The sequence below is a fragment of the Gluconacetobacter asukensis genome, from assembly GCF_014174375.1.
Classification (GTDB): Bacteria; Pseudomonadota; Alphaproteobacteria; order Acetobacterales; family Acetobacteraceae; genus Gluconacetobacter; species Gluconacetobacter asukensis.
The window spans coordinates 195,742-221,504 of sequence record NZ_JABEQE010000007.1 but is presented as its reverse complement, the minus strand read 5'-3'; the positions used below and the strand labels follow the sequence as shown (position 1 = coordinate 221,504).

Below are 25,763 nucleotides of genomic sequence, written 5' to 3'. Positions count from 1 at the left end.
GCGCGGACAACAGACCCCCAATCCCCGCCAAGAAGAGATACAGAACGCATCTTTCTCTTGAATCATAAGTCGGACACTCAATTCAATCCATTACCTTCGCGCCTATGGGGCGTTGCCCTTGACCCACCAAAGGGCATTCGCCCTTTGGAAACCCATTCGTTATCAGATGGTTGGGGTGCAGGGCCTCAGGCCCTGCCGGGTCCAGGGCAGAGCCCTGGTCATGCCAACCTAACGATTACTTCGATGCCGGCAGATGCTTGGCGATATAAGGCGGCAGGTTGAAGGCACCGGTATGGATCTCCGGCGTCCAATACCCGGTGGTGCCCAGAATGCCCGCCTGCTCGGCCCGCGCACGGATCGTCTCGACCGAATGCAGGGCCGGATTGGTCCCCTTGGCCGCCACGCCCAGCGTCATGAAGCCACCGACATAAGTCGGCACCGCCGCCACATAGGCCGAAACATGCGGGAAGAACTGCGCACGGCGCAGGCTGGTCTCGCGCAGTTCGTCCGCCTGCATGAACGGCACGCCGCACTGGTTCACGATGATGCCGTTGGGCGTCAGGATACGGGCGCAATGCTCATAGAACGCATCGGTGAACAGCACCTCGCCCACCCCGATCGGATCGGTGCTGTCGACGATGATGACATCGACCGAGCCGCTTTCCGCCTTGGCGACGTAATCGATACCGTCACCCACGATCACATTGGCGCGCGGGTCGTTCCAGGCGTCGCCGGCAATGCCCGGCAGGAACTGCTTGGACAGCTCGATCACCGCACCGTCGATCTCGACCATCACGGCACGCTCGACACCCCGATGCTGCAGCACGCGGCGCAGCACGCCGCCATCGCCGGCACCGATAATCAGCACGCTCTTTGCGTCACCATGGGCCAGCACCGGCACATGCGTCAGCATTTCCTGATAGACGAACTCGTCACCCTCGGTGATCTGGATCACACCATCGAGAACGAGCACGCCACCATGCGTCTCGCTTTCGAAAACAACGATATCCTGGAAGGCACTTTTGGTACGGGCCAGTTCCTTGCGAACACGGAAACGCTGCTGCCAGCCGTCATAGAGTGTTTCGCCGATCCATGCGTCGGTCATTGCCTGTGTCTCCCCGGCACGAAAATGGGCACATAAAAAAAGGCCGGACGAATCCGGCCCTTAATTCTCACGCGGCATCATGCCACGCCGGACGAACGGGCGCCGGGCCATGCCGGCACCCTCGCCAATCAGCCGACCCGGCCGCGACGCTGCTCGTCCACGACCACCCGGCCCGCCTGGAACAGGCGCTGCATCACCGGGATCGCCAGGTGCGGATCGCACGCGCCGCACATGAAGATGTCGACGGCGGCGAAATTCCGCTCCGGCCACGTGTGGATCGAGATGTGGCTCTCGGCCAGCACCACCACGCCCGACACGCCGCCATTGGGCGTGAAATGGTGGAAATGGCTGTGCAGGATCGTCGCCCCGGCCGTCACCGCCGCTTCGCACAGCGTACGGTCGATCTGCTCCGGATCATCAAGATTCCGAGCCTCCCAGAGATCGACAAGAAGATGCGTTCCCGCAAACTTCATCCCGTCGCGCTCGACGAAGTAATCCTTCCGCTCCTCGTCAACCGAGGACGGAGCTGAAGACATCTGGATATTGCTCGGGAGTTCCGAGACCATCCCCAGCTGAGCAAGTGCGTTCATCACGTACCCCCAAACCAGTAGACAGCCTGTTGGGCGGGATCGCCCCCTTGGGCCAAGAGGGGCCGCTGATAAGGCCTTCCCCCTGTCAACGCAAGCGTTTTTACCCCCCGGACACGTTTTTTTTCACCTCTTTCACATAAGCTTCTCAAAGAGGGGAAAACTCAGCCCTTCGCGCGCCGTTTCCGCCCTTTCGACGGCGCCGGCAGAAGCGGGGCCAGGAAGCGCCCGGTATGGCTTTCGGCACAGGCCGCAATCTCCTCGGGCGTGCCCTCGGCGACGATCCGGCCACCGCCATCGCCCCCTTCCGGCCCCATATCCAGCACCCAGTCCGCCGTCTTGATGACGTCCAGATTATGCTCGATCACCAGCACCGTATTCCCCTGGTCCACCAGGGCGTGCAGCACGTCCAGCAGCTTGCGCACATCCTCGGAATGCAGCCCCGTCGTCGGCTCGTCCAGAATATACAGCGTGCGGCCGGTGGCCCGCCGCGCCAGCTCCTTGGACAGTTTCACGCGCTGCGCCTCACCGCCCGAAAGCGTGGTCGCCTGCTGGCCAAGGGCGACATAGCCCAGCCCGACCTGCTGCAGGATGGCCAGTCGGTCGCGGATGCGCGGCACGGCGGAGAAATACGGCAGCGCCTCGTCCACCGTCATCGCCAGCACATCGGCAATCGACTTGCCGCGGAATTTCACGTCCAGCGTCTCGCGATTATAGCGCGCCCCCTTGCAGGTATCGCAGGTCACGAACACGTCGGGCAGGAAGTGCATCTCGATCTTCAGCACGCCGTCGCCCTGGCAGGCCTCGCACCGCCCGCCCTTGACGTTGAACGAGAACCGGCCGGGCTTGTAGCCCCGCGCCTTGCTCTCCGGCAGCTCGGCGAACCAGTCGCGGATCGGCGCGAACAGGTCGGTATAGGTCGCGGGGTTCGAACGCGGCGTGCGGCCGATCGGCGACTGGTCGATGTCGATGATCTTGTCCAGCAGCTCCAGCCCGGCGATCCGGCGATAGGGCGCCGGATTCTGCCCCGACCCCATCAATTGCCGCGACAGCGCCTTGTACAGCGTGTCGATCACCAGCGTCGACTTGCCCCCGCCTGACACACCGGTCACGCAGGTAAAGGTCCCCAGCGGAAAGCGCGCGGTCACATCATGCAGATTATTCCCGCTGGCCCCTTCCAGCACCAGCATGCGCTTAGGGTCCACCGGGCGGCGCTTCTCCGGCACCGCGATCTGCTTGCGGCCCGACAGATAATCCCCCGTCAGGCTCGCCGGATTGGCCGCCACCTGCGCCGGCGTGCCGATGGCGACCACATGGCCGCCATTGACGCCCGCCCCCGGCCCCATGTCGATCAGCCAGTCGGCCGAGCGGATCGCATCCTCGTCATGCTCCACGACGATCAGCGTATTCCCCAGCCGCTTCAGCCGCTGCAACGTGCCCAGCAGCCGCTCATTGTCGCGCTGGTGCAGCCCGATCGAAGGCTCGTCCAGAACATACAGCACGCCTGTCAGGCCCGACCCGATCTGGCTGGCCAGCCGTATCCGCTGGCTTTCCCCACCCGAAAGCGTGGCCGATCCCCGCGACAGCGTCAGGTAATCCAGCCCGACATCGTCCAGAAAACGCAGCCGGTCCAGGATCTCACGCAGGATGCGGCGCGCGATCTCGGCGCGCTGCGGCGTCAGCGTCGCCTCCACGGTGCCGAACCATTCCAGCGCCCGGCGGATCGGCAGGTCCGAGGCCTGGGCGATGGTGCGATCCGCCACCCGCACCGACAGCGCCTCCGGCCGCAGCCGCGCGCCATGGCAGACATGGCACGGCTTGTCGGACTGATAGCGCGACAGTTCCTCGCGCACCCACACGCTGTCGGTCTCGGCCACCCGGCGGCGCAGATTGGCCACCACGCCCTCGAACCGCTTGGTCAGGCTGTAGCTCTTGCGGCCGTCACGGTACTGGAAGGTCGCCTCATCCTCGCCCCCCTCCATGATCACCGCGCGCACGCCTGCCGGCAGGTCACGCCACGGCGTGTCCATCTTCACGCCGTAATGGGCGGCCAGGCTTTCCAGCGTCTGCTGGTAATAGGGGCTCTGCGTGCTGCGCCACGGCGCGATGGCCCCCGCCGCCAGCGACAGCGATTCGTCCGGCACGATCAGATGCGGGTCGAAGAAGGTCTCGGTGCCGATCCCGTCACAGGCCGGGCAGGCCCCCTGCGGCGCGTTGAACGAAAACAGCCGGGGCTCGATCTCCTCCAGCGTGAAGCCACTGACCGGACAGGCAAACCGCGAGGAAAACACGACATGCGGCGGCACCTCCGCCCCGTCGCGCACCACCTCTTCGGCATAGACCAGCCCGTCGGACAGCCCCAGCGCGGTCTCGAAACTGTCGGCCAGCCGCGATTCCACGCCCGGCCGCACCACCACGCGGTCCACCACCGCCTCGACCGTATGGCGCAGCTTGCGGTTCAGGTCCGGCACATCGGCGATCTCATACAGCGTGCCGTCCACCTTCACGCGGGCAAAGCCCTTGCGCTGCAATTCCGCCAGTTCCTTGCGGCACTCGCCCTTGCGGTCCCGCACCACGGGCGCCAGCAGCATCAGCCGGGTCCCTTCGGGCATCGCCATCACCCGATCGACCATCTGGCTGACGGTCTGCGCCTCGATCGGCAGGCCGGTGGCCGGCGAATAGGGCACCCCCGCCCGCGCCCACAGCAGGCGCATGTAATCATGGATCTCGGTAATCGTGCCGACGGTCGAGCGCGGATTCTTCGAGGTCGTCTTCTGCTCGATGGAAATCGCGGGCGACAGACCCTCGATCGCGTCCACATCGGGCTTGCCCATCAGCTCCAGGAACTGTCGCGCATAAGCCGACAGGCTCTCGACATAGCGCCGCTGCCCCTCGGCATAGATGGTATCGAACGCCAGCGACGATTTGCCCGAGCCCGACAGGCCGGTCACCACCGTCAGCGCGTCGCGCGGGATCTCGACATCGACATTCTTCAGATTATGCGCCCGCGCGCCGCGCACCCGGATGACCGGCGCATCGCGCATCCCGATCGACGCTGTCGGCTCGGCCGCGACCGGGCTGGATCGATTCGCCATGATGTCCGCTCTCCGTTCTGCTCCGGCGCGCGCCGGGCTGAGTCGTTCTTCCTCTGTTCTGCCGGGTTCCAACGCCGCCGCCAAGATCCGCCCACCGGAAAATGCCATGGCGATACGCCCCCGCCCGACCGGGCGCCCTACATGCAGGTATCATCGGGCGGCCATCTGGGTTAGGATCGCACCTGAGTCCCGTCCCCCAACCGCACCGGTCCGGGTGGACGGTTTTTTTGATGGGGCGGCGCCCGAATGCGCGGCCCCGGACCGGACAGCGGCAGGGCAGCACTATGGCGGGTAGCGTCAACAAGGTCATCCTCGTGGGCAATCTGGGGAAGGACCCCGAAGTCAGGAACAGCCAGAACGGCGCCAAGATCGTGTCGCTGACGCTGGCCACCAGCGACACCTGGAACGACAAGGCATCGGGCGAGCGGCGCGAGAAGACCGAATGGCATCGCGTCGTGATCTTCAACGAGCGCATTGCCGACGTGGCGGAACGCTTCCTGCGCAAGGGCCGCAAGGTTTATCTGGAAGGCTCGCTCCAGACCCGCAAATGGACCGACCAGTCCGGGCAGGAACGCTACACGACCGAAGTGGTGGTGGACCGTTTCCGTGGCGACCTGGTCCTGCTGGACAGCAACCGCGGCGGCGAATCCGGCGATGATGCCGGCGGCTATGGCGGCGGTGGTTACGGCGGTGGCGGTGGCGGCGGATACGGAGCCCCCTCCGCTCCCCGCCAGATCGGCGGCGCGCGCGGCGGCGCAGGTGGCAACCATGGCGCCCCTGCCGCACCGGCCGGCGGCGGCTGGGATGCGCCCCATGGCGGCGGCAGCGACCTGGACGACGAAATTCCGTTCTAAGGCGGCCTCCTCCCGGCCCCGGCCCCTGTCGGCCCGGGCCGGGGCGCGGTTTTTCCCCGGCCGGCAGTCTATGCTAGGGTGGATGCCTCCACCGGCGCCGGACCCGGACCAGTTCCCGCCATTCGGCGCGCGCCCGGCGCGAGAGAGATGGCACTGACATGACGGATATGCCTTGACCGAGATTCCCGACTCGCCGCAGCCGCCGGCCCCCTCCGACATCGTTCCGGTAACCGTCGAGGAGGAAATGCGCTCCTCCTACCTCGCCTATGCGATGTCGGTCATCGTCAGCCGCGCCCTGCCGGACGTGCGGGACGGGCTGAAGCCGGTGCATCGGCGCATCCTCTATTCGATGCGCGAAAGCGGGTTCACCCACGACAAGCCCTATCGCAAATCGGCCCGCGCGGTCGGCGACGTGATGGGTAAATACCATCCCCACGGCGATTCCTCGATCTACGACGCCATGGTCCGCATGGCGCAATCCTGGTCGATGCGCGTGAAGCTGATCGACGGACAGGGCAATTTCGGCTCGGTCGACGGCGATTCCCCGGCCGCGATGCGTTATACCGAAGCACGCCTGGCCAAGGCCTCGTCCTTCCTGCTGGACGATATCGATCGCGACACGGTCGATTTCCAGCCGAACTACGATGAAAGCGAGCAGGAACCCAAGATCCTGCCCGCCGCTTTCCCCAACCTGCTGATCAACGGCGCCTCGGGCATCGCGGTCGGCATGGCGACCAATATCCCGACCCACAATCCGGGCGAGATCATCGACGCCACCCTGGCCCTGATCGCCCAGCCGGACCTGACGCTCGAAGACCTGATGAAGATCGTGCCGGGGCCGGATTTCCCGACCGGCGGCATCATCCTGGGCCGCGCGGGCATCCGCAGCGCGTTCGAGACCGGGCGCGGCTCGGTCATCATCCGCGCCCGCGCCGAGATCGAGGACCTGCATCGCGACCGCCACGCGATCATCATCACCGAAATCCCGTACCAGGTGAACAAATCGACCTTGCAGGAGCGCATTGCCGACCTGGTGCGCGCCAAGCAGATCGAGGGCATTTCCGACATCCGCGACGAAAGCGACCGGTCGGGCATGCGCATCGTCATCGAGGTCAAGCGCGACGCCACGCCGGAAGTGGTGCTGAACCAGCTCTACCGCTTCACGCAGCTCCAGACCTCCTTCGGCGTCAACATGCTGGCGCTGAATAACGGCCAACCCCAGCTCATGGGGCTGAAATCCATACTGCAAGCCTTCATCACCTTCCGCGAGGAGGTGATCCTGCGCCGCGCGCGGTACGACCTGATGAAGGCGCGCGACCGTGGCCACCTGCTGGTCGGGCTGGTGATCGCGGTCGCGAATATCGACGCCGTGATCGCCCTGATCCGCGCCGCCCCCGACGCCGCCAGCGCCCGCGAAGCGCTGATGACCACGGCCTGGGACGCCGCCGATGTCGAGCCGCTGCTGGCGCTGATCCATGACGAAGGCAATGTCGTCATCGACGGCAAGGTCCACCTGACCGAGGCCCAGGCCCGCGGCATCCTGGAACTGCGCCTGCAACGCCTGACCGGGCTGGAGCGCGACAAGATCCAGCAGGAACTGTCCGAGGTCGCGGAGAAGATCAACGAGCTTCTGGTCATCATCGCCAGCCGCCCCCGCCGCATGGAGGTGATGTGCGAGGAACTGGCGGCGATCCGTGCCGAACTGGCCAATCCGCGGCTGACTGAAATCGTCGATTATGCCGGCGACCAGACGGATGAAAGCCTGATCGAACCCGGCCAGATGGTGGTCACGATCACGCGCGAGGGCTTCATCAAGCGCACGCCGCTGGAAATCTTCCGCGCGCAGAATCGCGGCGGACGCGGCCGTACCGCCGCCGGCCGCCGGGGCGACGACATCGTGGTGCGCTCGTTCAACGCCCATACCCATCAATGGGTCCTGTTCTTCTCGTCGGGCGGCAAGGCCTATCGCGAGAAGGTCTGGCGCCTGCCCGAGGCCAGCCCGACCGCCAAGGGACGGGCGCTGGTCAACCTGCTGCCCGACCTGGGCGGAGATTCGATCACCGCCGTCCTGCCCCTGCCGCAGGACGAGACGCTGTGGGAGAATTTGCACCTGGTCTTCGCCACCGCGTCCGGCACCGTGCGCCGCAACCGGCTGAGCGATTTCCGCAATATCCGCGCCTCCGGCCTGATCGCGATGAAGCTGGACGAAGGCGACCGGCTGATCGGCGTCGCGACCTGCCGCGAGGGGCAGGACGTGTTCCTGGCCACGCGCAATGCCCGCTGCATCCGCTTCCAGATCACCGACGACACGCTGCGCGTCTTTGCCGGGCGCGACAGTTCGGGCGTGCGCGGCATCCGCCTGGGCGAAGGGGACGAGGTCAACAGCCTGTGCGTCCTGAACCATGTGGAGGCGACGGTCGAGGAACGCGCATCGTATCTGCGCATGGCCAATGCCCGCCGCCGGGCCGAACTCGCAGCCAGCCAGGGCAGCGACGAGGCCGAGGATGTCGCGGCCGACGCCTCTGCCGACACCTCGGATGAAGAGGCGCTGCCCGCCGATTCGGTGATCGACCCGGAACGGTTCGCCGAACTGGAGCTGGCCGAGGAAATCCTGCTGATCGTCAGCAACGCGGGCTTCGGACGCCGCTCGTCGGCTTACGATTATCGCGTGACCGGTCGCGGCGGCCAGGGCATCTCCAACATGAACTTCACATCCGGCAAGCGCGGGAACGAGGTCGTCGCCACCCTGCCGGTCATCGGCGGGACCGACGTGATGCTGGTCACCGATGCCGGCCGCCTGATCCGCGTGCCGGTCGACCAGATCCGCGTCATGTCGCGGCAGGCCAGCGGCGTGACGCTGTTCAGGCTGGATGCGACCGAACACGTCATCAGCGTCTTCCCCGTCATGGAAGACGATGACGACGAGGGCAATGACGGGGACGACGCCACGGACGAAGACGCCGCTCCGCAGGAGGCCCCCGATGCCTGATGGCGGGCCGCGCACGGGATTCTACCCCGGCACGTTCGACCCGGTGACCACCGGTCACCTGGATATCGTCGAACGTGCGGCGCGGCTGGTGGACCGGCTGATCATCGGGGTGGCGGAAAATTCCGGCAAGCAGCCATTGATGCCGCTGGACGAACGCATCACCTGCGTCGTCGAGGAAACCCGATCCATCGCCGAACGGACCGGAGCCCTGATCCAGGTCATCGGCTTCAGCAACCTGCTGGTCGAGGAGGCGCGCCGCCATGGCGCCACCGTGATCGTGCGGGGGCTGCGCGTGGTTACCGATTTCGATTACGAGGTCCAGATGTTCGGCATGAACCATCATCTGGCCCCGGATATCGAGACGGTGTTCCTGATGGCCACCGAACGCAGCCAATATATCTCTTCGCGGCTGGTGAAGGAGGTCGCACGCCTGGGCGGCGACATCACCAGCTTCGTCCCCCCCTTCACCCGCCAGCGCATCATGGCGCGGCTGGGGGGATAACGCCGGTCGCCCGGCATCCATGCCGCGCGACACGCAAGCAAACTGGAATACGAACGATGTCTGACACCGCACCGAAGGCCGACCTGATCGACGTGGAGCTGAAGACCGGCCATGTGATCATCCAGCTCCGCCCCGACCTGGCGCCGCTGGCTGCCGAGCGGATTCGCACGCTGGCCACCGAAGGCTTCTACGACAACACGCCCTTCCACCGCGTCATCCACGGCTTCATGGCACAGGGCGGCGACCCGACGGGCACCGGCACCAGCGGCAGCCACCTGCCCGACCTGAAGGCCGAATTCACGCGCGCCGCGAAGTTCGAGCGTGGAACCGTCGGCATGGCCCGCACCATGAATCCCGACAGCGCGAACAGCCAGTTCTTCATCATGTTCGAGCCCTCGCCGCATCTCGACGGCCAGTACACCATCGTCGGCCAGGTGGTCGAAGGCATGGAGCATATCGACCAGATCAAGCGCGGCGCCGGCCAGAGCGGCGTGGTGCAGGACCCGGATCGCATCATTTCCATGCGCCCCGTCGCGGCCTGATCGACAAACCGCGCCACGTCACCGCCTTTGACGGTTGACTTGACCGGCTGAAGCCGGTACCCGGGGCCGCACCGCTACGCGGTCCCGGTGAGCCGGTAGCTCAGTCGGTAGAGCATTCGACTTTTAATCGAATGGTCGTGGGTTCGAGTCCCACCCGGCTCACCAATTTTCAGGGGTATCGTGCGCCCCGGAAAACTCCTGAACAGATCAGAAGTTTTTGGGTTCTTTTTTTTAAAAAGAACGAAGGCGACCAGCCTCTCAGCCGATCTCCTCATAAGTCGTCACGAAAAAGTTGGACAGTCCCGCCGGACCGAAGGTCGTCGTCAGCGCCACGTCCGTCGCATCCCGCCCCCTGGCCATCACAATCCGCCCGATCCGGGGCATATTGTGCCGCGCGTCGAAGGTGAACCACTGGCCTTCCAGCCACACCTCGAACCACGCCGAGAAATCCATCGGATAATCGACCGGCGGAATCCCGATATCGCCCAGATAGCCGGTGCAGTACCGCGCGGGGATATTCATGCAGCGGCAGAGCGTCACCGCCAGATGGGCATAGTCGCGACACACGCCCACCCCTTCCTGATAGGCCTCATAGGCCGTACGGGTCGGGCGCGCCTGCTGGTAATCGAAGCGGATATGTTGGTGCACGAACGAGACGATAGCCTGCACCCGTCCCCACCCCGGCGCCAGGTGGCCGAACATCGACCACGCGATGGTGGACAGAAGATCGGTCTCGCAATACCGGCTGCCCATCAGGAACACCAGGCAATCCGCCGGCAGGTCCGCCACCGGCACCTCCCGCGCCCCGGGCATCCACCGGTCGGGCAGGCCACTATCGGCAATGACGAAGGACAGGCTGGTCCGCAAGGTGCCGATGGGCGCCACCAGACGGGTGCAGCGATTGCCGAATCCGTCCAGATAGCGCTGCGTCGGCACGGGCGGATCGAAGACCGGGGTCTGGGGCGTCATCAGGTCCGGCTCGCGATCCGGATGGACCTCAAGCATCAGCACCATGGGAGTCGGGGCCTGGACCGTCAGGGCGATGTCGTAACCGGCACGAATCAGCACGCCGTTTTCCCTTCCTGGCCGTCCCCGCCACCCCGCCCGTACCGGTTCACGATGTCAAGTCAGTGCGGCTCGACCGCATGCGCCCGCTTGTAGATCACGATCGGCAGCTGGCGCGCCAGGATCGTGACGACAGCCGGCACCGACAGGCCCGTCTGTTCCGCGAAATGCTCCAGATCGCTTTGTGCGATCAGGGTGCGCACCATGTCCTCGGTTATCGGGCCCGCCGTGTCATCGGCCTTCCAGCGCGCGACGATATCGCCATAGCCCGCGACCGCCGCGCGCTCGGCAAAGCCGTTCAGCCCGTATTGGCGCTTCACCCCATCCAGATATTCATGAACCGCACTGACCAGCCCCGAATGATCGTAACGGGCACCGGTCAGGAAATCGCCAAGCGTCGTGGCGGAGTCAGTAATGGACATAGGGCCTCTCCATTCTCGAAACGTTGTGGCCTGAAATTCGCAACGCTCCGAAAACCGCATCGTTTCGTCCTCCCGAATGATTGAGGCCGAAACCAGATCCCCAAACGGAAAAACCGGGGCCTGACGGCCCCGGTTTCCCGCGGATGAGACGACACAGAGGAAATGGCCTTAGTGGCCGTTTTCTGAATAACACTCATTCATGTTTGACATCAATATACCTCACGGCAATGTGAGACAAAGGCGGCATTCCGGGGCGCAGATTATGAAAAAGGCGGCCGTTTCAGGCCGCCTTTCCATCATCGCCGAAGCCGGCTCGCTTCAGAAATTGTCGTCGCCGCCGCCGCCCCAGTCGCCGCCGAAACCGCCATCGCCGCCGCCACCGGCATCGAAGCCCGGATCGACATCGGTCCCAGCACCACCAAAGGGATCACCCCCCGGCGCAGCCCCGTAATTGTTGTTGATGACCGTCTCGCCACCCATTCCGCCCCCACCGAAGCCCCCGCCATCATGATGGCCGCTGAACAGGTCGGTCAGGGCATTGCCCACCATCATGCCGCCCGCGACACCAGCCGCCGTCGTCAGGGCCGACCCCAAGAAGCCGCTGCCACGCGCCGGAAACATCCCCGGCTGCATACCCGCCGGATAAGCCTGCTGCGGCTGGGGCGGCGGCGGAGCCGCCTGCTGTCCCCAACCCGGCGGAGGCGCCGCCTGCGCCCGCTGTCCGCCACCAAACAGCCCGCCGAACAGGCCACCGCCGCTCCCCGCGGGGCGCTGCTGCTGCTGTGCCTGCAGGGCCTGCTGCGCCTGCTGAAGCTGCCACTGCAATTGCTGGATACGATTCTGCGCCGCCACCAGCGCCGCTTCCTGCACCACCGCCATCTGGGTAACGCGGTAGCGGGCCTCAGGATATTGCTGGAACATCTGACCGATATACTGGTCGGCCTCCGGGTCGATCGGCGGCAGGTTGGGCGTCGTCGCAGGTACGCTGCCGAAGCCCCCCTGCGGTGCGCCCCCCACACGGGCGACGAACTTCGTGATCAGGTCGCGTTCTTCGGTATTCATCTTTCCGTCCTGTCTCCGACAAGAGTGCCAAGCCTAGATGTGGCCCGCGTGCATGGATTTCGCAACCCCGGCCCGCCACGCCACGCGCCGCCTTTCGATCCGCGCGTCATACCTGTATGGTGCGCCCCCTGTGCGTGCCGGATGGCATGCGTTTTCCATCGCTTACCCGGAGCATCCCTGTCCATGGTCCCGGCCTCCGCGCCTCGCCCCCGTGCCCCTGCCGCGCGTCCCCTGTCCTTCCAGGACCTGATCCTGACACTGCATCAGTTCTGGTCCGCACAGGGCTGCGCCATTCTGCAACCGTACGATACCGAGGTCGGGGCCGGCACGCTCTCGCCGCACACCACCCTGCGCGCGCTGGGCAAACGGCCGTGGAAAGCAGCCTATGTCCAGCCCTGCCGCCGGCCCTCCGACGGGCGTTACGGGGAAAATCCGAACCGGCTGCAACATTATTACCAGTACCAGGTACTGCTGAAGCCGACGCCGGAGGAAAGCCAGAAACTGCTGCTGGACAGCTACCGCGCCATCGGCATCGACCCGCTGGAACATGACATCCGCTTCGTCGAGGACGATTGGGAAAACCCCACCATCGGTGCCTGGGGGCTGGGCTGGGAAGTCTGGTGCGACGGCATGGAGGTGACGCAGTTCACCTATTTCCAGCAGGTCGGCGGCATTCCCACCGTGCTTCCCTCCACCGAACTGACCTACGGTCTGGAACGGCTGGCGATGTACGTCCAGGGGGTCGAGAATGTCTACGACCTCGACTTCAACGGCCAGGGCCTGACCTATGGCGACGTGTTCCTGCGCGCCGAGCGGGATTATTCGCGCCATAATTTCGAACTGGCCGACACCGAAATGCTGCATCGCCATTTCATCGATGCCGAACGCGAGGCCACTGCCCTGGCCGAAGCCGGTATCGCCCAGCCCGCCTACGACCAGTGCCTGAAGGCCAGCCACCTGTTCAACCTGCTGGACGCGCGCGGCGTGATCAGCGTCAGCGAACGCGCATCCTATATCGGCCGCGTGCGGGCCCTGGCCCGTCGCTGCTGCGACGCATGGCTGGCTGGCGAGGAATAAGTCATGCCCGAACTTCTGCTCGAACTGTTTTCCGAGGAAATTCCCGCCCGCATGCAGGCCCGCGGGGCGGACGACCTGCTGCGTCTGGTCACCGAGGCCCTGGCGCCGCTGAACCCGCGCGACGCCACCGCCTTCGCCGGCCCTCGCCGCATCGCCCTGACCCTGACGCTGGACGGCACCGTACCCGGCACCACCATCGCCGAACGCGGCCCGCGCGAGGGCGCGCCCGAAAAGGCGCTGGCCGGCTTCACCCGCAAGCATGGCGTCACCCAGGACGATCTGGTGCTGGAAAACGGCTTCTGGGTGCTGAACCGCACCGTCCCGCCTGTCGAGGCGGCGACCCGCATCGCCGAGATCCTGCCGCCCCTGCTACGCCGCTTCCCCTGGCCCAAATCCATGCGCTGGGGTGACGGCAGCGCCTTCACCTGGGTCCGGCCGCTGCGCCGTATCCTGTGCCTGCTGGATGGCGAAGTGGTCGATGTCACCCTGGCCGAGGGCGAGGATAACGGCCACGGCCTGCGCGCCGACCGGCTGACCGAGGGCCACCGCTTCACCGCGCCCGGCGCCTTCGCCGTGACCGGCACGGCCGACTGGCGCGAGGGCCTGCGCGCCCGACAGGTCCTGGTAGACGCGGCCGAGCGCCGCGCCCTGATCGACGACGGCACCGCCCGCCTGGCCGCCGAGGAAGGGCTGCGCATCGTCGCCGATCCGGGCCTGGTGGACGAGGTCGCGGGCCTGACCGAATGGCCGGTGCCGTTCCTCGGCCGGATCGACGAAACCTTCATGGATCTGCCGCCCGAGGTCATGCAGGTGTCGATGCGCGTCAATCAGCGCTATTTCGCCCTGGTCCGCGATGACGGCTCGGCCGCGCCGCGCTTCGCCTTCGTCGCCAATCTGCAACCCGAGGATGGCGGCGCCCTGACCATCGCGGGCAATGAACGCGTGCTGCGCGCCCGCTTCGCCGATGCACGCCATTTCTGGGACCTGGACCGCGCACGCCCCCTGGCCAGCCGGGTCACGGCGCTGGATGCCATCGTCTTTCACGCCGCCCTCGGCAGCCAGGGCGAGCGCGTGCAACGTATCGTCCGTCTGGCGGGCCTACTGGCGCCGATGGTCGGCGCCCCGGCCGCCGAGGCCGAACGCGCTGCCCTGCTGGCCAAGGCCGACCTGACCACCGGCATGGTGGGCGAGTTCCCCGAGCTTCAGGGCGTGATGGGGTCATATTACGCCCGGCATGACGGCGAGCCCGCCAGCGTCGCCACGGCCATCGCCGAACACTATATGCCGCGCGGCCAGACCGATGGCGTCCCGACGGCTCCAGTCTCGATCGCGGTGGCACTGGCCGACAAGCTCGACAGCCTGACCGCCTTCTTCGCGGCGGGCGAAAAACCCGGCGGATCAGGCGATCCCTATGCGCTGCGCCGCGCCGCCCTGGGCATCATCCGCATCATCCGCGAAAACGCACTACGGCTGGATCTGGTCCGGCTGTTCGTGCTGGCGGCCGAGCCCCTGCCCGAGACCCTGCGCGACGCACCGGACCTGGCGCTGCTGCCCGGTTTCGTGGCCGAGCGGCTCCGGGTCCAATTGCGCGCCGAAGGTGCCCGCCATGATATCCTGGCCGCGATTTCCAGCGGAAACGAGGACAGCGACATCACCCGCCTGCTGGCCCGCACCGACGCGCTGGCCGCCATGCTGGCCACTGATGACGGACAAAACCTGCTGGCAGCGACCAAACGCGCTGCCAACATCCTGCGGATCGAAGACCGCAAGGACGGCCCGCATGACGGCACGCCCGACCCGACGCTGTACGAGCAGCCAGAGGAACGCGACCTGGCCAACATGCTGCTGGAGGTCATTCCTGCGGTCGAAGCCGCGATCACCAGTGAGCGCTACACCGATGCCATGCGCGAAGCCGCCCGCCTGCGGCCGGCCCTCGACCGGTTCTTCGAAGCAGTCACGGTCAACGCCGACCGTGCCGAGCTGCGCCTGAACCGGCTGCGCCTGCTGGCCGAACTCCGGCGCATGACGGTGCTGATCGCGGATTTCAGCCAGATCGAAGGCTGAGTCCATTCCCACCCGGCCACCGCGCCGGGTGGGGCGTTTCAAGAAACACCAGCCGTGCCGGCCTCCCGTCCCGCACCAGCAGAACGGCATTTTGCCCGAAGCGCCGGGCGATCACCCGTCCACGTGCCAGCGGCAGACGCACGGCGAACAGCGGCTCAGCCCAGTGCCCTAGCCGTCCCTCACCTTCATGGCTTTCGCATCCTGCCAGACATGCGGCCAGTGCCCGCATCCCTCGCAGGTTCCAGCCATCCGGCCGGCGGCGACCACCCGGATTGGCGGCGCTGACGAACACCACGTCACCGCGCCGCCACCATGCGGGCAGCATCGGATCGTCCGGCACGGGGCGCTGTCCGACCCGCACAGATATCCCGCCCGCACGATACAGGCTCCGCCGATATGCAAGCGCGGTCGCGGCATCGACCGGCCGCAGACCGGTCACGACCTGTCCCCGGCCTCGCCAAAATGGTCGTTGCGATGCACCCAGGCCGACATCAGCAGGCCGAAACCGAACATCACAGTCAACATGGCCGACCCACCATAGGAAATCAGCGGCAGCGGCACACCACCAACGGGGATCGTCCCCATCACCATCGACAGGTTGACCGCGCAATACAGGAAGAAATTGGTCGCGATCCCCAACCCCAGCAACCGTCCGAACTGGTTGCGGCTGCGCATGGCAATCAGCATGCCGCCGATCACCATCAGCATCAGCAGTCCGATCACCGCAATCCCGCCGACATAGCCCCATTCCTCGGCGATCATGGTGAAGATGAAGTCGGTCTGCTTTTCAGGCAGGAAGTTCAACTGGCCCTGCGTGCCGTGCAGATAGCCCTGCCCCCACATACCACCCGAACCGAGCGCGATCTTCGACTGGATGATGTTATAACCCGCCCCAAGCGGATCGCTTTCGGGATTCAGGAAGGTAGTAATACGCGCCTTTTGGTAGTCATGCAGATGGCTGTAGGCAAACTTGCCCAGAAAGGGCAGCGGCAACAGCAGCAGCGCGATCTGCCACAGCCGCATCCCCGCGCCGAAGAAGATGGTGGCACCCACCACACCTATGATGACGGCCGTACCCAGATTGGGCTCCTTCAGCACCAGCCCCACCGGCAGCAGCACCATGGCGGCGGGCGGCAGCAGATAGAGCGGATTGACCATGCGCCGATAGCTGACACGATGGAACCAGGTCGCCAGCACCAGCACCAGCGCGATCTTGGCCAGTTCGGACGGCTGAAGCTGCACGCCACCGACGATCAGCCATCGCTCCGCCCCCTTGCCGACATGGCCCATGCGCAGCACGGCAACCAACAGCACCAGCGACAGGCCATAAAGCGGCCACGCCAGACGCGTCAGCACACGCGGACTCATCAGCGCCACGCAGACCATCATCACCAGGCCGATGGCAAAGCGAATGGTCTGCGGCCCGGCGAATGGACGGGACGACCCGCCAGCCGCCGAATAAAGCGCACCGTAACCTATCAGCGCCAGCGCGCAGATCAGCAGCACATACAGCCAATTGACCTGCCACAGCTTGGCCAGGATACGGAAATTGGGCTCGGCGCGCAGAAGGCGTTTCTGGAAATTCATGCTCTCAGTCCCGCGTCATCGCCCGCTACGCCGCACGGACGGCGGCCACAGATGCGCGTCCCACCGGCCCTTGTCCAGAGTCTGACTGAACATGCGCGCGCGTTGCAATCCGAACGCGCCCCCATAGGGACGACTATTCGAAGTCCTCGACCTCCGCCACCACCTGGCCCGACGGCTCCTTGCGGTTCGCCGGGTCCCGGGTCAGCGTGTCGGTCATGATATCGCGCGCCAGCGGGGCGGCAACCGCAGCTCCCGCATTGCCATGCTCCACCACCACCGCCGCTGCATAGCGCGGTGCGTCATAGGGCGCGAAGCAGATGAACAGCGCATGGGGCCGGTATTCCCACGGCAGCGAAGACGAATCGAAATGCCCGCTCTCGCGCAACGCGCGCGAAACATGCCGCACCTGGGCCGAACCGGTCTTGCCGGCCATCTGCACCCCCGGAATATCCAGCTTGGCCTTGGGCGCGGTACCATGTTCCTCGTTGACCACGGCGTACATCCCGGCCCGCAACTGGTCCAGGAAGGGCTCGGGCATGTCCAGTGCCGGCCAGTGGCCACCATCGGTGCCGTCGGTCTGCCGGCCAGAAATCGCCCGAACCAGATGCGGCTGCACCGCCCGCCCACTGGCGATCCGTGAGACATAGGTGGCAAGTTGCAGCGGCGTCACCTGCACGAACCCCTGACCGATGCCGCTGACGATCGTGTCGCCGCCGTTCCAGTGCTGGCCATGCGCCCGCCGCCATTCCGGCGTGGGGATCAGGCCCACTCGGGTATGCTGCAGTTCAATGTCCAGATCCATGCCCAGCCCGAAACTGTGGGAGGCAGCCGCAATGGCATCCATGCCGGTCCGCCGCGCCACTTCGTAGAAGAACACGTCGCAGGAGAATTTCAGCCCGTCCTTGAGGGTCAAAGAGCCATGACCATAGCGGGACCAGCAGTGGAACCGCGTCCCGCCCACATCCAGATAACCTGGACAGAAGATTCGGTCGGTCGGCGACAGGGTGCCGGCCTTCAGCGCCGCCATCGCCACCGCCGGCTTGAAGGTCGAGCCCGGCGGATAGACGCCAGCCACCGCCTTGTTGATCAGGGGCGTGCGCGGATCAGTGGCCCATTCCTGCCACTGCGCCTGACTGACCCCGCTGTCGAACAGCGACGGGTCGAAGGACGGGTTGCTGACCATGGCCAGCACCTCGCCATTACGGCAATCCATCACCACCGCGCTGGCCGACTGGTCGGCAATCCGCCCCAGCACCGCCTGCTGCAGGCCCGAATCGATGGTCAGGGTGATTTCGTCGCCTGGCTGCCCCTCGTCGCGCGACAATTCGGACATCAGGCGACCGACCGCGTTGACCTCGACCTCCACCGCGCCGACCTGGCCGCGCAGCAGCCCATCCTGGGTCTGCTCGATACCGGCACGCCCCACCCGCATTCCGGGCAGCGCCAGCGTCTGGTCCTGCGCCACATCCTTGTCGCCGGGCGGTGCGACATAGCCCACCACGTGCGCCATCAGCGGCCCGAACGGATAATTCCGCGTGGTCCCGACATCGATCAGCACCCCGGGCAGTGACGGCGCGTTGAGTTCGATCCGCGCCATGTCGTCCCAGGACAGGAAATCATGCAGCATGACCGGAATGAAACGCCGCTTGTGCCGGATTTCGCGCTCGATGCGCGCCCGGTCCCGCGCCTCGATCGGCACCAGCGCGGAAAAACGATCCAGGGTGCCCGGTATGTCGCTGGTTTCCTCGGGCAGCAGCAGGGCACGCCAGTTCACCTTGTTCGAGGCCACGGCGATCCCGAACCGGTCGACCACCCGCCCGCGTGGCGGGGCGATCAGGCGGCGGCTGACACGATTATTCTCGGCCATGCGGGCGAAATGATCGCCCTCCACCACCTGCAACCCGTACAGCCGATGCCCCAGCAGGCCGAATGCCGCCATCTGGGCTCCCAGCACAACCAGCGCACGCCGGGTAAAAACCCCACGCGAGGGCGTATCGGCATCGGGCCGCGACATCAGGCGCTGCAAGGTTTTGCGACGCCGAACCATCAATTCATCCAGGCCGGGACGAAATCGAAAACCGCCATCAGACCCGATCCGGATTGGCGATAGAACGCCCCAGGGTGCTGAAGACCACGCAGAGAAGCGGAAACACACCGACCCCGAGCACCCACTGGAACGCGAAGGCAATCATGGGCACCAGATGCAGCGACAGCGCGGAAATCAGTCCCCATTGCAGCGCCGTCGCGGCCAGCGACACGCCGTCGAACACCAGCCACAGAACGAGAATGTGAGCCCGCGAGAAGCCGTAGCGGCCAGAAAGTGCCACCCCATGGACGAGCAGCACTACCAGAAGCATCACACCCGGCGGCCCGAACCCGAGCAGATCGACCAGCATCCCAAGCAGGAACACGATCGGCGACGACATCGACGCCGGCCGGAACACCGACCAGAAGAAAACGGACGACAGCAGGATGCCCGGCAGCAACTCTGCCTGCCCGGGCAGGTCGAACGGCGCGGAAAGCAGCAGGACAGCCATACCGGTCAGCGCGGCGGGCAGGCCACGCCGCGACAGCATGTCCAGCCGCCGCCACAGACTGGGCCGAGGCTGAATGCCCGGTTGGAACTCTGGAGCCTGGTCGGGCGTCATCCATGCACACTCTCATCCACGGCCGAGTGGGGAGGGAAATGGGAGCGAGAAGGAATCGGCCGGGCGCCGCACCGGAATCCGCCCCGGCGCATCGGGGGGGACGACAGCGGAGCGCCCGTAATCGAAGACCCGGACGATGTCGAGATGCCCCAGTGACGCAAAGGGGATGACGACCGGCTGACCGGGGCGAACATAATGGATCTGCCCGACAGGCAGGCCCGCGGGCATTGTATCGATCTCGCCATTGGTGACGACGCGCTCTCCCTCGACCGGGGGATTGTCCTGGGGATAGTAGATAAGGCGAGGTGTACCCGAATTATCGCCGGCCATTATAGCGGCCCCGTGGCTGACTTCCAGTCTGACCGGTATGCGGCTCGACGCATCGGTGAGCAGCAGGACACGCACCGACCGGCTACCGATCTCGGTCACGCGTCCGACCAGGCCCGAACCGTCGAGCACGATCTCATCCTTATGGATTCCCGCATCGACATTGGCCGCCACGAGCACGCTGCGGGCATACAGACCACTGGTATCACGGACGACCCGGCCCGTGACGAAAGACGGCGAGGGATCGGGCATCCAGTGCAAATTAGCCTTGAGGGCCGCGTTTTCATCCGCCAGCGCGGCCGCGACATCATACCAATGGCGCAGATTGGCGTTTTCCGCCCGCAGGCGCTGGTTTTCGGCCTCGATCCGGCCCATGTCGCGCATGCGGCCCAGCAGGTCGCGCGCCTGTTCCTGCGGCCAGACAACCAGCCCGTACGCGGGCGCCAGAATATCGGCCAACCCCATCCGCACCCGTTCCGTCAGACTGCGATCCGCCTGTCCAAGCAGGATGATCCCCAGCGCGGCAACGATCAGAATCGGAAGGACCAGCCGTTCCAGCGCCTGACGCAAGGTGATGGAAAGCGGAATCATGACGGATTCGCCGGGTATCGTGCATACCCACGCCAGTCACACCCGTCATTATGCCGGACGTCCATCGCCTCGGCCCCCCGCGTTCCGCTCGTCGTCAGTACATACTGGTCAGTACATTCTTCAAACGTTTCATCTCTTCCAGGGCGCGTCCAGTCCCCAGGGCCACGCAGGACAGCGCATCCTCGCCGACCGTGACCGGCAGGCCGGTGGCCCGGCGCAGCACGTCGTCGAGGCGATAGAGCAGCGCACCACCACCGGTCAGGACGATGCCTTTGTCCACGATGTCCGCCGACAGTTCGGGCGGCGTATTTTCCAGTGCAGTCGTCACCGCATCGACAATCTGGCTGACAGGCTCTGCCAGGCTCTCGGCGATCTGCGCCTGCGACACCACAACCTCGCGCGGAACGCCATTGATCAGGTCGCGCCCCTTGACCTCACGCCAGCCACCGTCATCATCAGGATCGTCAGGAGGCAGGGCCGAACCCAGTTCGATCTTGATGCGCTCGGCCGAGCTTTCGCCGATCAGCAGATTATGGTTGCGCCGAATGTAGGAGATAATGGCCTCATCCATCTTATCGCCGCCGACACGGGCCGATCGGGCGTAGACGATTCCACCCAGCGAGATCACGGCAACCTCGGTCGTGCCGCCGCCGATATCGACGATCATGCTGCCCGAGGGCTCGGTCACCGGCAGGCCGGCGCCGATTGCCGCCGCCATCGGTTCCTCGATCAGGAACACCTTGCGCGCGCCCGCGCTCTCCGCACTTTCCTGGATCGCCCGGCGCTCGACAGCAGTGGAACCGGAGGGAACACAGACGATGATCAGCGGGCTCGCAAACATCCGCCGGTTATGTACCTTGCGGATGAAATGCTTGATCATTTCCTCCGCGACCTCGAAATCGGCAATGACGCCGTCGCGCAGAGGCCGAATCGCCGTAATGTTGCCAGGCGTGCGCCCGACCATCTGCTTGGCTTCCTCGCCAACCGCCAGCACCTGCTTCTTGCCGCGCACATCCGCGATGGCGACCACCGACGGTTCATTCAGGACAACGCCGCGTCCCTTGACATAGACAAGGGTATTGGCCGTGCCGAGGTCGATGGCCATATCGGCCGACAATAGACCCAGCAGACGAGCAAACATCCAGAACTCCCGACAAACAAGCACAACACGGCGGCACACGATTCGGAACATGGGACGCACGACCTGCCGCAAGGCAGCCCGTCGCGACGCATCCCAATCTGCCGGATCAGGCCGAGGGCTTACCGGGGCTACAGGACACGAGCAAGGCCCAGCCACATTAATTCGTGCTTTTCAGGCCGTCACCCTCTTCCAGACATGAAAAAGGCACTGCCCCTCCCTATCTCTCCTCAGGCCGCCATTCGGTCCAGCGCGAAAGAGCCGGCGAAAAAGATCCGGCCGCCTTTTTTTCGCCACCGGAATGCCCCGCTACGCACACGACCTGCGGGGAAACTCGCGGCAGCGGAAGACGATACCCGTAGCTGGCGAACAGGCCCTTTCGATAAGGACGATAATCATGACGATCCGCACCCGAACCTCTTTCTTCACCCGGACGGCCCTGCTCGGCGCCGGACTTCTGGCGCTGGCGGGTTGCGGCAATCCGTACGACCCGGGTGCACGCGCCGGAACCGGCGCGCTGATCGGCGCCGGCGGCGGCGCCGCGATCGGCGGTCTGGCCGGTGGCGGCAGCGGCGCCCTGATCGGCGCCCTCGGCGGCGGCGCGGTCGGTGCCGCTGCCGGGGCGGCCACTACACCCAATCCGCCGTCACGACGCGGATATTGACCCGGGTGCCTGATTCGCCGGCGGTATCGCCCCGATCGCACTATCCTCTGATGATGGCGAATTGAGCGTGAACCGGCGTATCGTACGATACCCACGGCCCTCCATGGGCCTGAAACCATGAGAATTCCATGAGCCCTCTTCGCATTCCCGCTCTTCCAACCCGCCGCCCCGGCCGTAAGGCCGGAATCCTGACACTGGGCGCTCTTGCCCTGTCACTGGCGGCCTGCAGCAATCCATATGATCCCGGCCAGCGCGCGCTTGGCGGCGGCCTGATCGGCGCGGGCGGCGGTGCCGCAATCGGTGCCCTGGCCGGCGGCGGACCAGGCGCCGCGATCGGCGCGCTGGCCGGTGGCGCGGTCGGTGCGGCGACCGGTGCCGCCACCACGCCCAATCGTCCGCGGCAATATTATTATCCGCCGCAGGGCGGTTACGCGGCCCCCGCTTACGGGCCATACGGGCAGCCATCCTATCCGCCGCCCGGGTACCCGCCGCCGCCGCCCCCACCGCCGCCCGCCGGCTATTACGGTTACTGACCCGACACGGCCACGGAGCACCCGGAAAGGCCGGACATAAAAAACGGGACCTCCCGAGGGAGGTCCCGCCTGTCCGTTCAATCCGCGACGCCAGCCGTCAGGCGGTCACGCTCAGGGCCTCGGGCTCAGTCCGGGCGCGTTTGACCAGCAGTTTGTTCAGGGCATGCACATAGGCCCTGACCGCCGAAACCAGCGTGTCACTGTCCGCCCCCTGGCCGTCGACCAGCTTGCCATCCTCTTCCAGCCGGACGGTCGTGCGGGCCTGGGCATCACTCCCCTCGGTCACCGCGCCAACCGAATAGAGCTGCAGGGTCGCCTCATGGGGGAAGATCGCCCGCACCGCGTTAAAGGCCGCATCAACCGGCCCTTGCCCGTTCGCCTCACCGCTGCGAGTCTCTCCATCGACCTCCAGCGTCAGCTCCGCGCGCGCCGGGCGGCGCGACCCGGCCTCGATATCCAGCGAGACGAAACGGATGCGGGCATGATCGCGCGCTTCGTCATCCACCAGAGCGACCAGATCCTCGTCGTAGACAACCTTCTTGCGGTCGGCCAGGTCCTTGAAGCGTGCGAAGGCATCATTCAGATGCGCCTCGTCCATCTCGCCATAGCCCATGGCCTTCAACTTGTCGCGGAAGGCCGCGCGGCCCGAATGCTTGCCCAGCACCAGCGACGACCGGGTCCAGCCGACGCTCTCGGGGGTCATGATCTCATAGGTCGCGGCGTTCTTCAGCACGCCGTCCTGATGGATGCCACTCTCATGCGCAAAAGCGTTGCGCCCGACGATCGCCTTGTTGGGCTGCACGTCGAAGCCGGTGATCGTCGCCAGCATCCGCGAGGTCCGCAGCAGGTTCGGCGTCTGAATGCCCGTCTTGTAGGGCAGCACATCCTGGCGCGTCCGCAGCGCCATCACGATTTCTTCCAGCGCCGCATTGCCCGCGCGCTCGCCGATGCCATTGATCGTGCATTCGATCTGCCGGGCGCCCGCCGCCAGCGCGGCGATGGTGTTGGCCACACCCAGGCCCAGATCGTTATGATTGTGCGCCGAGAAGATCACCGTGTCCGCGCCCGGAACGCGGGCCTTCAGGTCGGCGAAGATGCGGGCCATGTCTTCGGGCGTGGCATAGCCGACAGTGTCGGGGATGTTGATCGTGGTCGCCCCGGCCTTGATCGCGGCCTCGACGCAGCGGCACAGAAAATCCGGGTCGGTGCGCGAGCCATCCTCAGCCGACCATTCCACGTCGTCGGTGAACTGCCGCGCTGCCTTGTTGCCGGCCGTGATCAGTTCCAGCACCGTCTCGGGCTCCATCCGCAGCTTGTATTTCATATGCAGCGGCGAAGTAGAGATGAAATTGTGAATGCGCCCGCGCTCGGCAAGGCGAATGGCCTCGCCCGCACTGGCAATGTCGTTCTTGCCGCCGCTACGGGCCAGCGCGCAGATCACCGGGCCACGGATGGCGGATGCGATCTGGTGAACGCTCTCGAAATCACCCTTCGACGCCACCGGGAAGCCGGCCTCGATCACGTCGACGCCCAGTTCGGCCAGCGCCTCCGCCATCCGGAGCTTCTCGGCCAGATTCATCGAGAAACCAGGGGATTGTTCGCCGTCGCGCAGGGTCGTGTCGAAGATGATGACCCGGTCGTCGTCAATACGGCCGAAGGACGGATGGTCGATTGTCATGAAATACCTCGGACAGGTCCGGAATGTTCGCCTGCATACGCCGCGTGGGCGCTGCTTCCTCGCATGCGGGATTGCTCCCGCCGTCTCCCCTGGGCGCGCCGGCATCATGCCGACCCTGAACGCTCAGGGGCAGATAAGTCGGAGACGAAGGAGAAGGGCAGCCCGGTCGCGGGCATGCGACACCAACAGCGCCTTGGCGCCGGACAGCCCTGCCGTCATGGTGATCGCGTTAACCATGCCGCGCACCATACAGTCCGCCCCACCGATTGCAACAGAAAAGGCCTGATGGGGGACACCCCGGCTTTCACCCTGTCAGACGGGTCACCCCGCCGGCCGAGGCGAAATAGCGGTCGACCGCCTGTTTCATCGCGCCCGCCACCATCATCCGATGCCCCGCCTGGCGGAGCGCGGCCTCATCCATCCGGTTGGACATAAACCCCATTTCCACTAGGACCGAGGGAATGTCGGCCGATTTCAACACGACAAACGCCGCATGCCGCGCCGGATGCGACAACAGGCCGATCCGTGGCCGAAAGGCGTCCACCACGCTACTCGCCATATGGGCTGCCCCACGCCGCGTTTCCTCGCTGACCAGGCTGGACAGGATGGCCGCGACCTCCGGCGAATTGGCATGCACCTGAGGGCCGCCGAACCGGTCGGCGCTGTTCTCAGTCCGGGCCAGCGCCGCGCTTTGGGCGTCAGACGCCTGCCCGGAGAGCGTGTACACGCTGGCCCCACGCACCGAGCGATCGGTCAATGCGTCGGCATGCATGGAAATGAACAGCGACGCACTATGCGCATGCGCGATCTCCACCCGCCCTTCCAGCGGGATGAAGCGGTCGTCCATCCTGGTCATCGCGACGCGATAGGCGCCGCTGGCCAGCAATTGCCGCTGCAGTTCAGCGGCAGCCGCCTCGGCAATATGTTTCTCATACGTGCCGGAAACCCCAATCGCGCCGGGGTCCTTCCCGCCATGGCCGGGATCGAGCATGACCAGCGGCAGGGGCGTCGCCGCCCGCCCCACAATCGCCGGGGCACGCAGGGGGTGCCGGGCATGCGCGACGGCGCTGTGCGCGGCCATTCGACGCACCGCAGCGCCCGCGTCGCCGGCCCGTGCCGCAAGCCCTGCGCCCAGCGTGGCCAGCAGGACCGCGCGCCGCCCCCGGCCGGCCGGCGCCCCTTCGGAATGATCAGCATCCATGAAACCGCCCCTCGTGGCCATTTCCGCGACGG

At 65.9% G+C, this 25,763-nt stretch carries 22 protein-coding genes and 1 tRNA gene; 9 read left to right on the top strand and 14 right to left on the bottom strand.

The features are described from left to right. Nucleotides 1-235: 235 nt before the first annotated feature. The 3 genes from speE to uvrA form a co-directional block, all read right to left on the bottom strand. Entirely contained in the window at nucleotides 236-1,105 is an 870-nt protein-coding gene (gene speE, locus HLH35_RS10335) for a polyamine aminopropyltransferase (protein WP_182979048.1), read from the bottom strand. Nucleotides 1,106-1,233: 128 nt separating this feature from the next. Beyond that, nucleotides 1,234-1,695, bottom strand: coding sequence for an adenosylmethionine decarboxylase (speD, locus tag HLH35_RS10330; protein WP_182965177.1), 462 nt, complete (start codon nucleotides 1,693-1,695; stop codon nucleotides 1,234-1,236). A 161-nt stretch (nucleotides 1,696-1,856) separates the two neighbouring features. Further along, on the bottom strand, nucleotides 1,857-4,736 hold the full coding sequence (gene uvrA, locus HLH35_RS10325) for an excinuclease ABC subunit UvrA (RefSeq protein ID WP_182979069.1): 2,880 nt from the start codon (nucleotides 4,734-4,736) through the stop codon (nucleotides 1,857-1,859). A gap of 335 nt (nucleotides 4,737-5,071) precedes the next feature. On the opposite strand from uvrA, the gene ssb reads away from it, so the two are divergent. The 5 genes from ssb to HLH35_RS10300 all read left to right on the top strand — a co-directional run bounded on the left by ssb (nucleotide 5,072) and on the right by HLH35_RS10300 (nucleotide 9,839). Beyond that, the gene (gene ssb / locus HLH35_RS10320) at nucleotides 5,072-5,641 is read left to right on the top strand and encodes a single-stranded DNA-binding protein (protein ID WP_182979068.1); all 570 of its coding nucleotides are present in this window, start codon (nucleotides 5,072-5,074) and stop codon (nucleotides 5,639-5,641) included. Nucleotides 5,642-5,813: 172 nt separating this feature from the next. Next, a complete protein-coding gene (gene gyrA / locus HLH35_RS10315) occupies nucleotides 5,814-8,630 on the top strand; it encodes a DNA gyrase subunit A (protein WP_182979047.1) in 2,817 nt (938 codons plus the stop codon). Then, a complete protein-coding gene (gene coaD / locus HLH35_RS10310) occupies nucleotides 8,623-9,132 on the top strand; it encodes a pantetheine-phosphate adenylyltransferase (RefSeq protein WP_182979046.1) in 510 nt (169 codons plus the stop codon). The genes gyrA and coaD overlap by 8 nt, the downstream gene beginning before the upstream one ends. Before the next feature lie 56 nt (nucleotides 9,133-9,188). Beyond that, nucleotides 9,189-9,674 (top strand): peptidylprolyl isomerase, encoded by a 486-nt coding sequence (locus HLH35_RS10305; RefSeq protein WP_182948728.1) that lies wholly within the window; start codon nucleotides 9,189-9,191, stop codon nucleotides 9,672-9,674. A gap of 89 nt (nucleotides 9,675-9,763) precedes the next feature. Then, nucleotides 9,764-9,839 (top strand) — tRNA-Lys (locus tag HLH35_RS10300). Between the two features lie 93 nt (nucleotides 9,840-9,932). On the opposite strand, the gene HLH35_RS10295 is transcribed toward HLH35_RS10300, so the two are convergent. The 3 genes from HLH35_RS10295 to HLH35_RS10285 form a co-directional block, all read right to left on the bottom strand. After that, the gene (locus HLH35_RS10295) at nucleotides 9,933-10,742 is read right to left on the bottom strand and encodes a transglutaminase domain-containing protein (RefSeq protein WP_182979045.1); all 810 of its coding nucleotides are present in this window, start codon (nucleotides 10,740-10,742) and stop codon (nucleotides 9,933-9,935) included. A 59-nt stretch (nucleotides 10,743-10,801) separates the two neighbouring features. Next, nucleotides 10,802-11,161 (bottom strand): YidB family protein, encoded by a 360-nt coding sequence (locus HLH35_RS10290; RefSeq protein ID WP_182979044.1) that lies wholly within the window; start codon nucleotides 11,159-11,161, stop codon nucleotides 10,802-10,804. A gap of 318 nt (nucleotides 11,162-11,479) precedes the next feature. Then, the gene (locus HLH35_RS10285; protein ID WP_182979043.1) at nucleotides 11,480-12,223 is read right to left on the bottom strand and encodes a DUF2076 domain-containing protein; all 744 of its coding nucleotides are present in this window, start codon (nucleotides 12,221-12,223) and stop codon (nucleotides 11,480-11,482) included. Nucleotides 12,224-12,406: 183 nt separating this feature from the next. On the opposite strand from HLH35_RS10285, the gene HLH35_RS10280 reads away from it, so the two are divergent. After that, nucleotides 12,407-13,300 (top strand): glycine--tRNA ligase subunit alpha, encoded by an 894-nt coding sequence (locus HLH35_RS10280; RefSeq protein ID WP_182979042.1) that lies wholly within the window; start codon nucleotides 12,407-12,409, stop codon nucleotides 13,298-13,300. A gap of 3 nt (nucleotides 13,301-13,303) precedes the next feature. Further along, nucleotides 13,304-15,364: a glycine--tRNA ligase subunit beta gene (glyS, locus tag HLH35_RS10275; protein WP_182979041.1), complete on the top strand. Its 2,061-nt coding sequence runs from the start codon at nucleotides 13,304-13,306 to the stop codon at nucleotides 15,362-15,364. On the opposite strand, the gene HLH35_RS10270 is transcribed toward glyS, so the two are convergent. From HLH35_RS10270 to HLH35_RS10245, 6 genes are all read right to left on the bottom strand, one after another. Further along, complete coding sequence (locus HLH35_RS10270; protein WP_338029330.1) at nucleotides 15,345-15,803, bottom strand: DUF3293 domain-containing protein; 459 nt, start codon at nucleotides 15,801-15,803, stop codon at nucleotides 15,345-15,347. The two genes, glyS and HLH35_RS10270, sit on opposite strands and share 20 nt — an antisense overlap. Next, nucleotides 15,800-16,951 (bottom strand): rod shape-determining protein RodA, encoded by a 1,152-nt coding sequence (gene rodA / locus HLH35_RS10265; protein ID WP_182979040.1) that lies wholly within the window; start codon nucleotides 16,949-16,951, stop codon nucleotides 15,800-15,802. The genes HLH35_RS10270 and rodA overlap by 4 nt, the downstream gene beginning before the upstream one ends. A 133-nt stretch (nucleotides 16,952-17,084) precedes the next feature. After that, a complete protein-coding gene (mrdA, locus tag HLH35_RS10260) occupies nucleotides 17,085-18,998 on the bottom strand; it encodes a penicillin-binding protein 2 (RefSeq protein ID WP_182979039.1) in 1,914 nt (637 codons plus the stop codon). Nucleotides 18,999-19,035: 37 nt separating this feature from the next. Then, nucleotides 19,036-19,599 (bottom strand): hypothetical protein, encoded by a 564-nt coding sequence (locus HLH35_RS10255; protein WP_182979038.1) that lies wholly within the window; start codon nucleotides 19,597-19,599, stop codon nucleotides 19,036-19,038. A gap of 12 nt (nucleotides 19,600-19,611) precedes the next feature. Next, nucleotides 19,612-20,517: a rod shape-determining protein MreC gene (mreC, locus tag HLH35_RS10250; RefSeq protein ID WP_182979037.1), complete on the bottom strand. Its 906-nt coding sequence runs from the start codon at nucleotides 20,515-20,517 to the stop codon at nucleotides 19,612-19,614. Nucleotides 20,518-20,611: 94 nt separating this feature from the next. Next, entirely contained in the window at nucleotides 20,612-21,658 is a 1,047-nt protein-coding gene (locus HLH35_RS10245; protein ID WP_182948744.1) for a rod shape-determining protein, read from the bottom strand. A gap of 394 nt (nucleotides 21,659-22,052) precedes the next feature. Here HLH35_RS10245 and HLH35_RS10240 point away from each other — a divergent pair, with 394 nt between their 5' ends. After that, nucleotides 22,053-22,319, top strand: a complete 267-nt coding sequence (locus HLH35_RS10240; RefSeq protein ID WP_182979036.1) for a cell envelope biogenesis protein OmpA — start codon at nucleotides 22,053-22,055, stop codon at nucleotides 22,317-22,319. A gap of 128 nt (nucleotides 22,320-22,447) precedes the next feature. Continuing rightward, a complete protein-coding gene (locus tag HLH35_RS10235; RefSeq protein ID WP_182979035.1) occupies nucleotides 22,448-22,852 on the top strand; it encodes a cell envelope biogenesis protein OmpA in 405 nt (134 codons plus the stop codon). A 97-nt stretch (nucleotides 22,853-22,949) separates the two neighbouring features. Here the strand turns inward: HLH35_RS10235 and HLH35_RS10230 are convergent, their stop codons facing one another. Both HLH35_RS10230 and HLH35_RS10225 read right to left on the bottom strand, forming a co-directional pair. After that, nucleotides 22,950-24,530, bottom strand: a complete 1,581-nt coding sequence (locus tag HLH35_RS10230) for a 2-isopropylmalate synthase (protein WP_182979034.1) — start codon at nucleotides 24,528-24,530, stop codon at nucleotides 22,950-22,952. 304 nt (nucleotides 24,531-24,834) lie between these two features. Then, complete coding sequence (locus HLH35_RS10225; RefSeq protein ID WP_246385014.1) at nucleotides 24,835-25,611, bottom strand: N-acetylmuramoyl-L-alanine amidase family protein; 777 nt, start codon at nucleotides 25,609-25,611, stop codon at nucleotides 24,835-24,837. Nucleotides 25,612-25,763 lie beyond the last annotated feature (152 nt).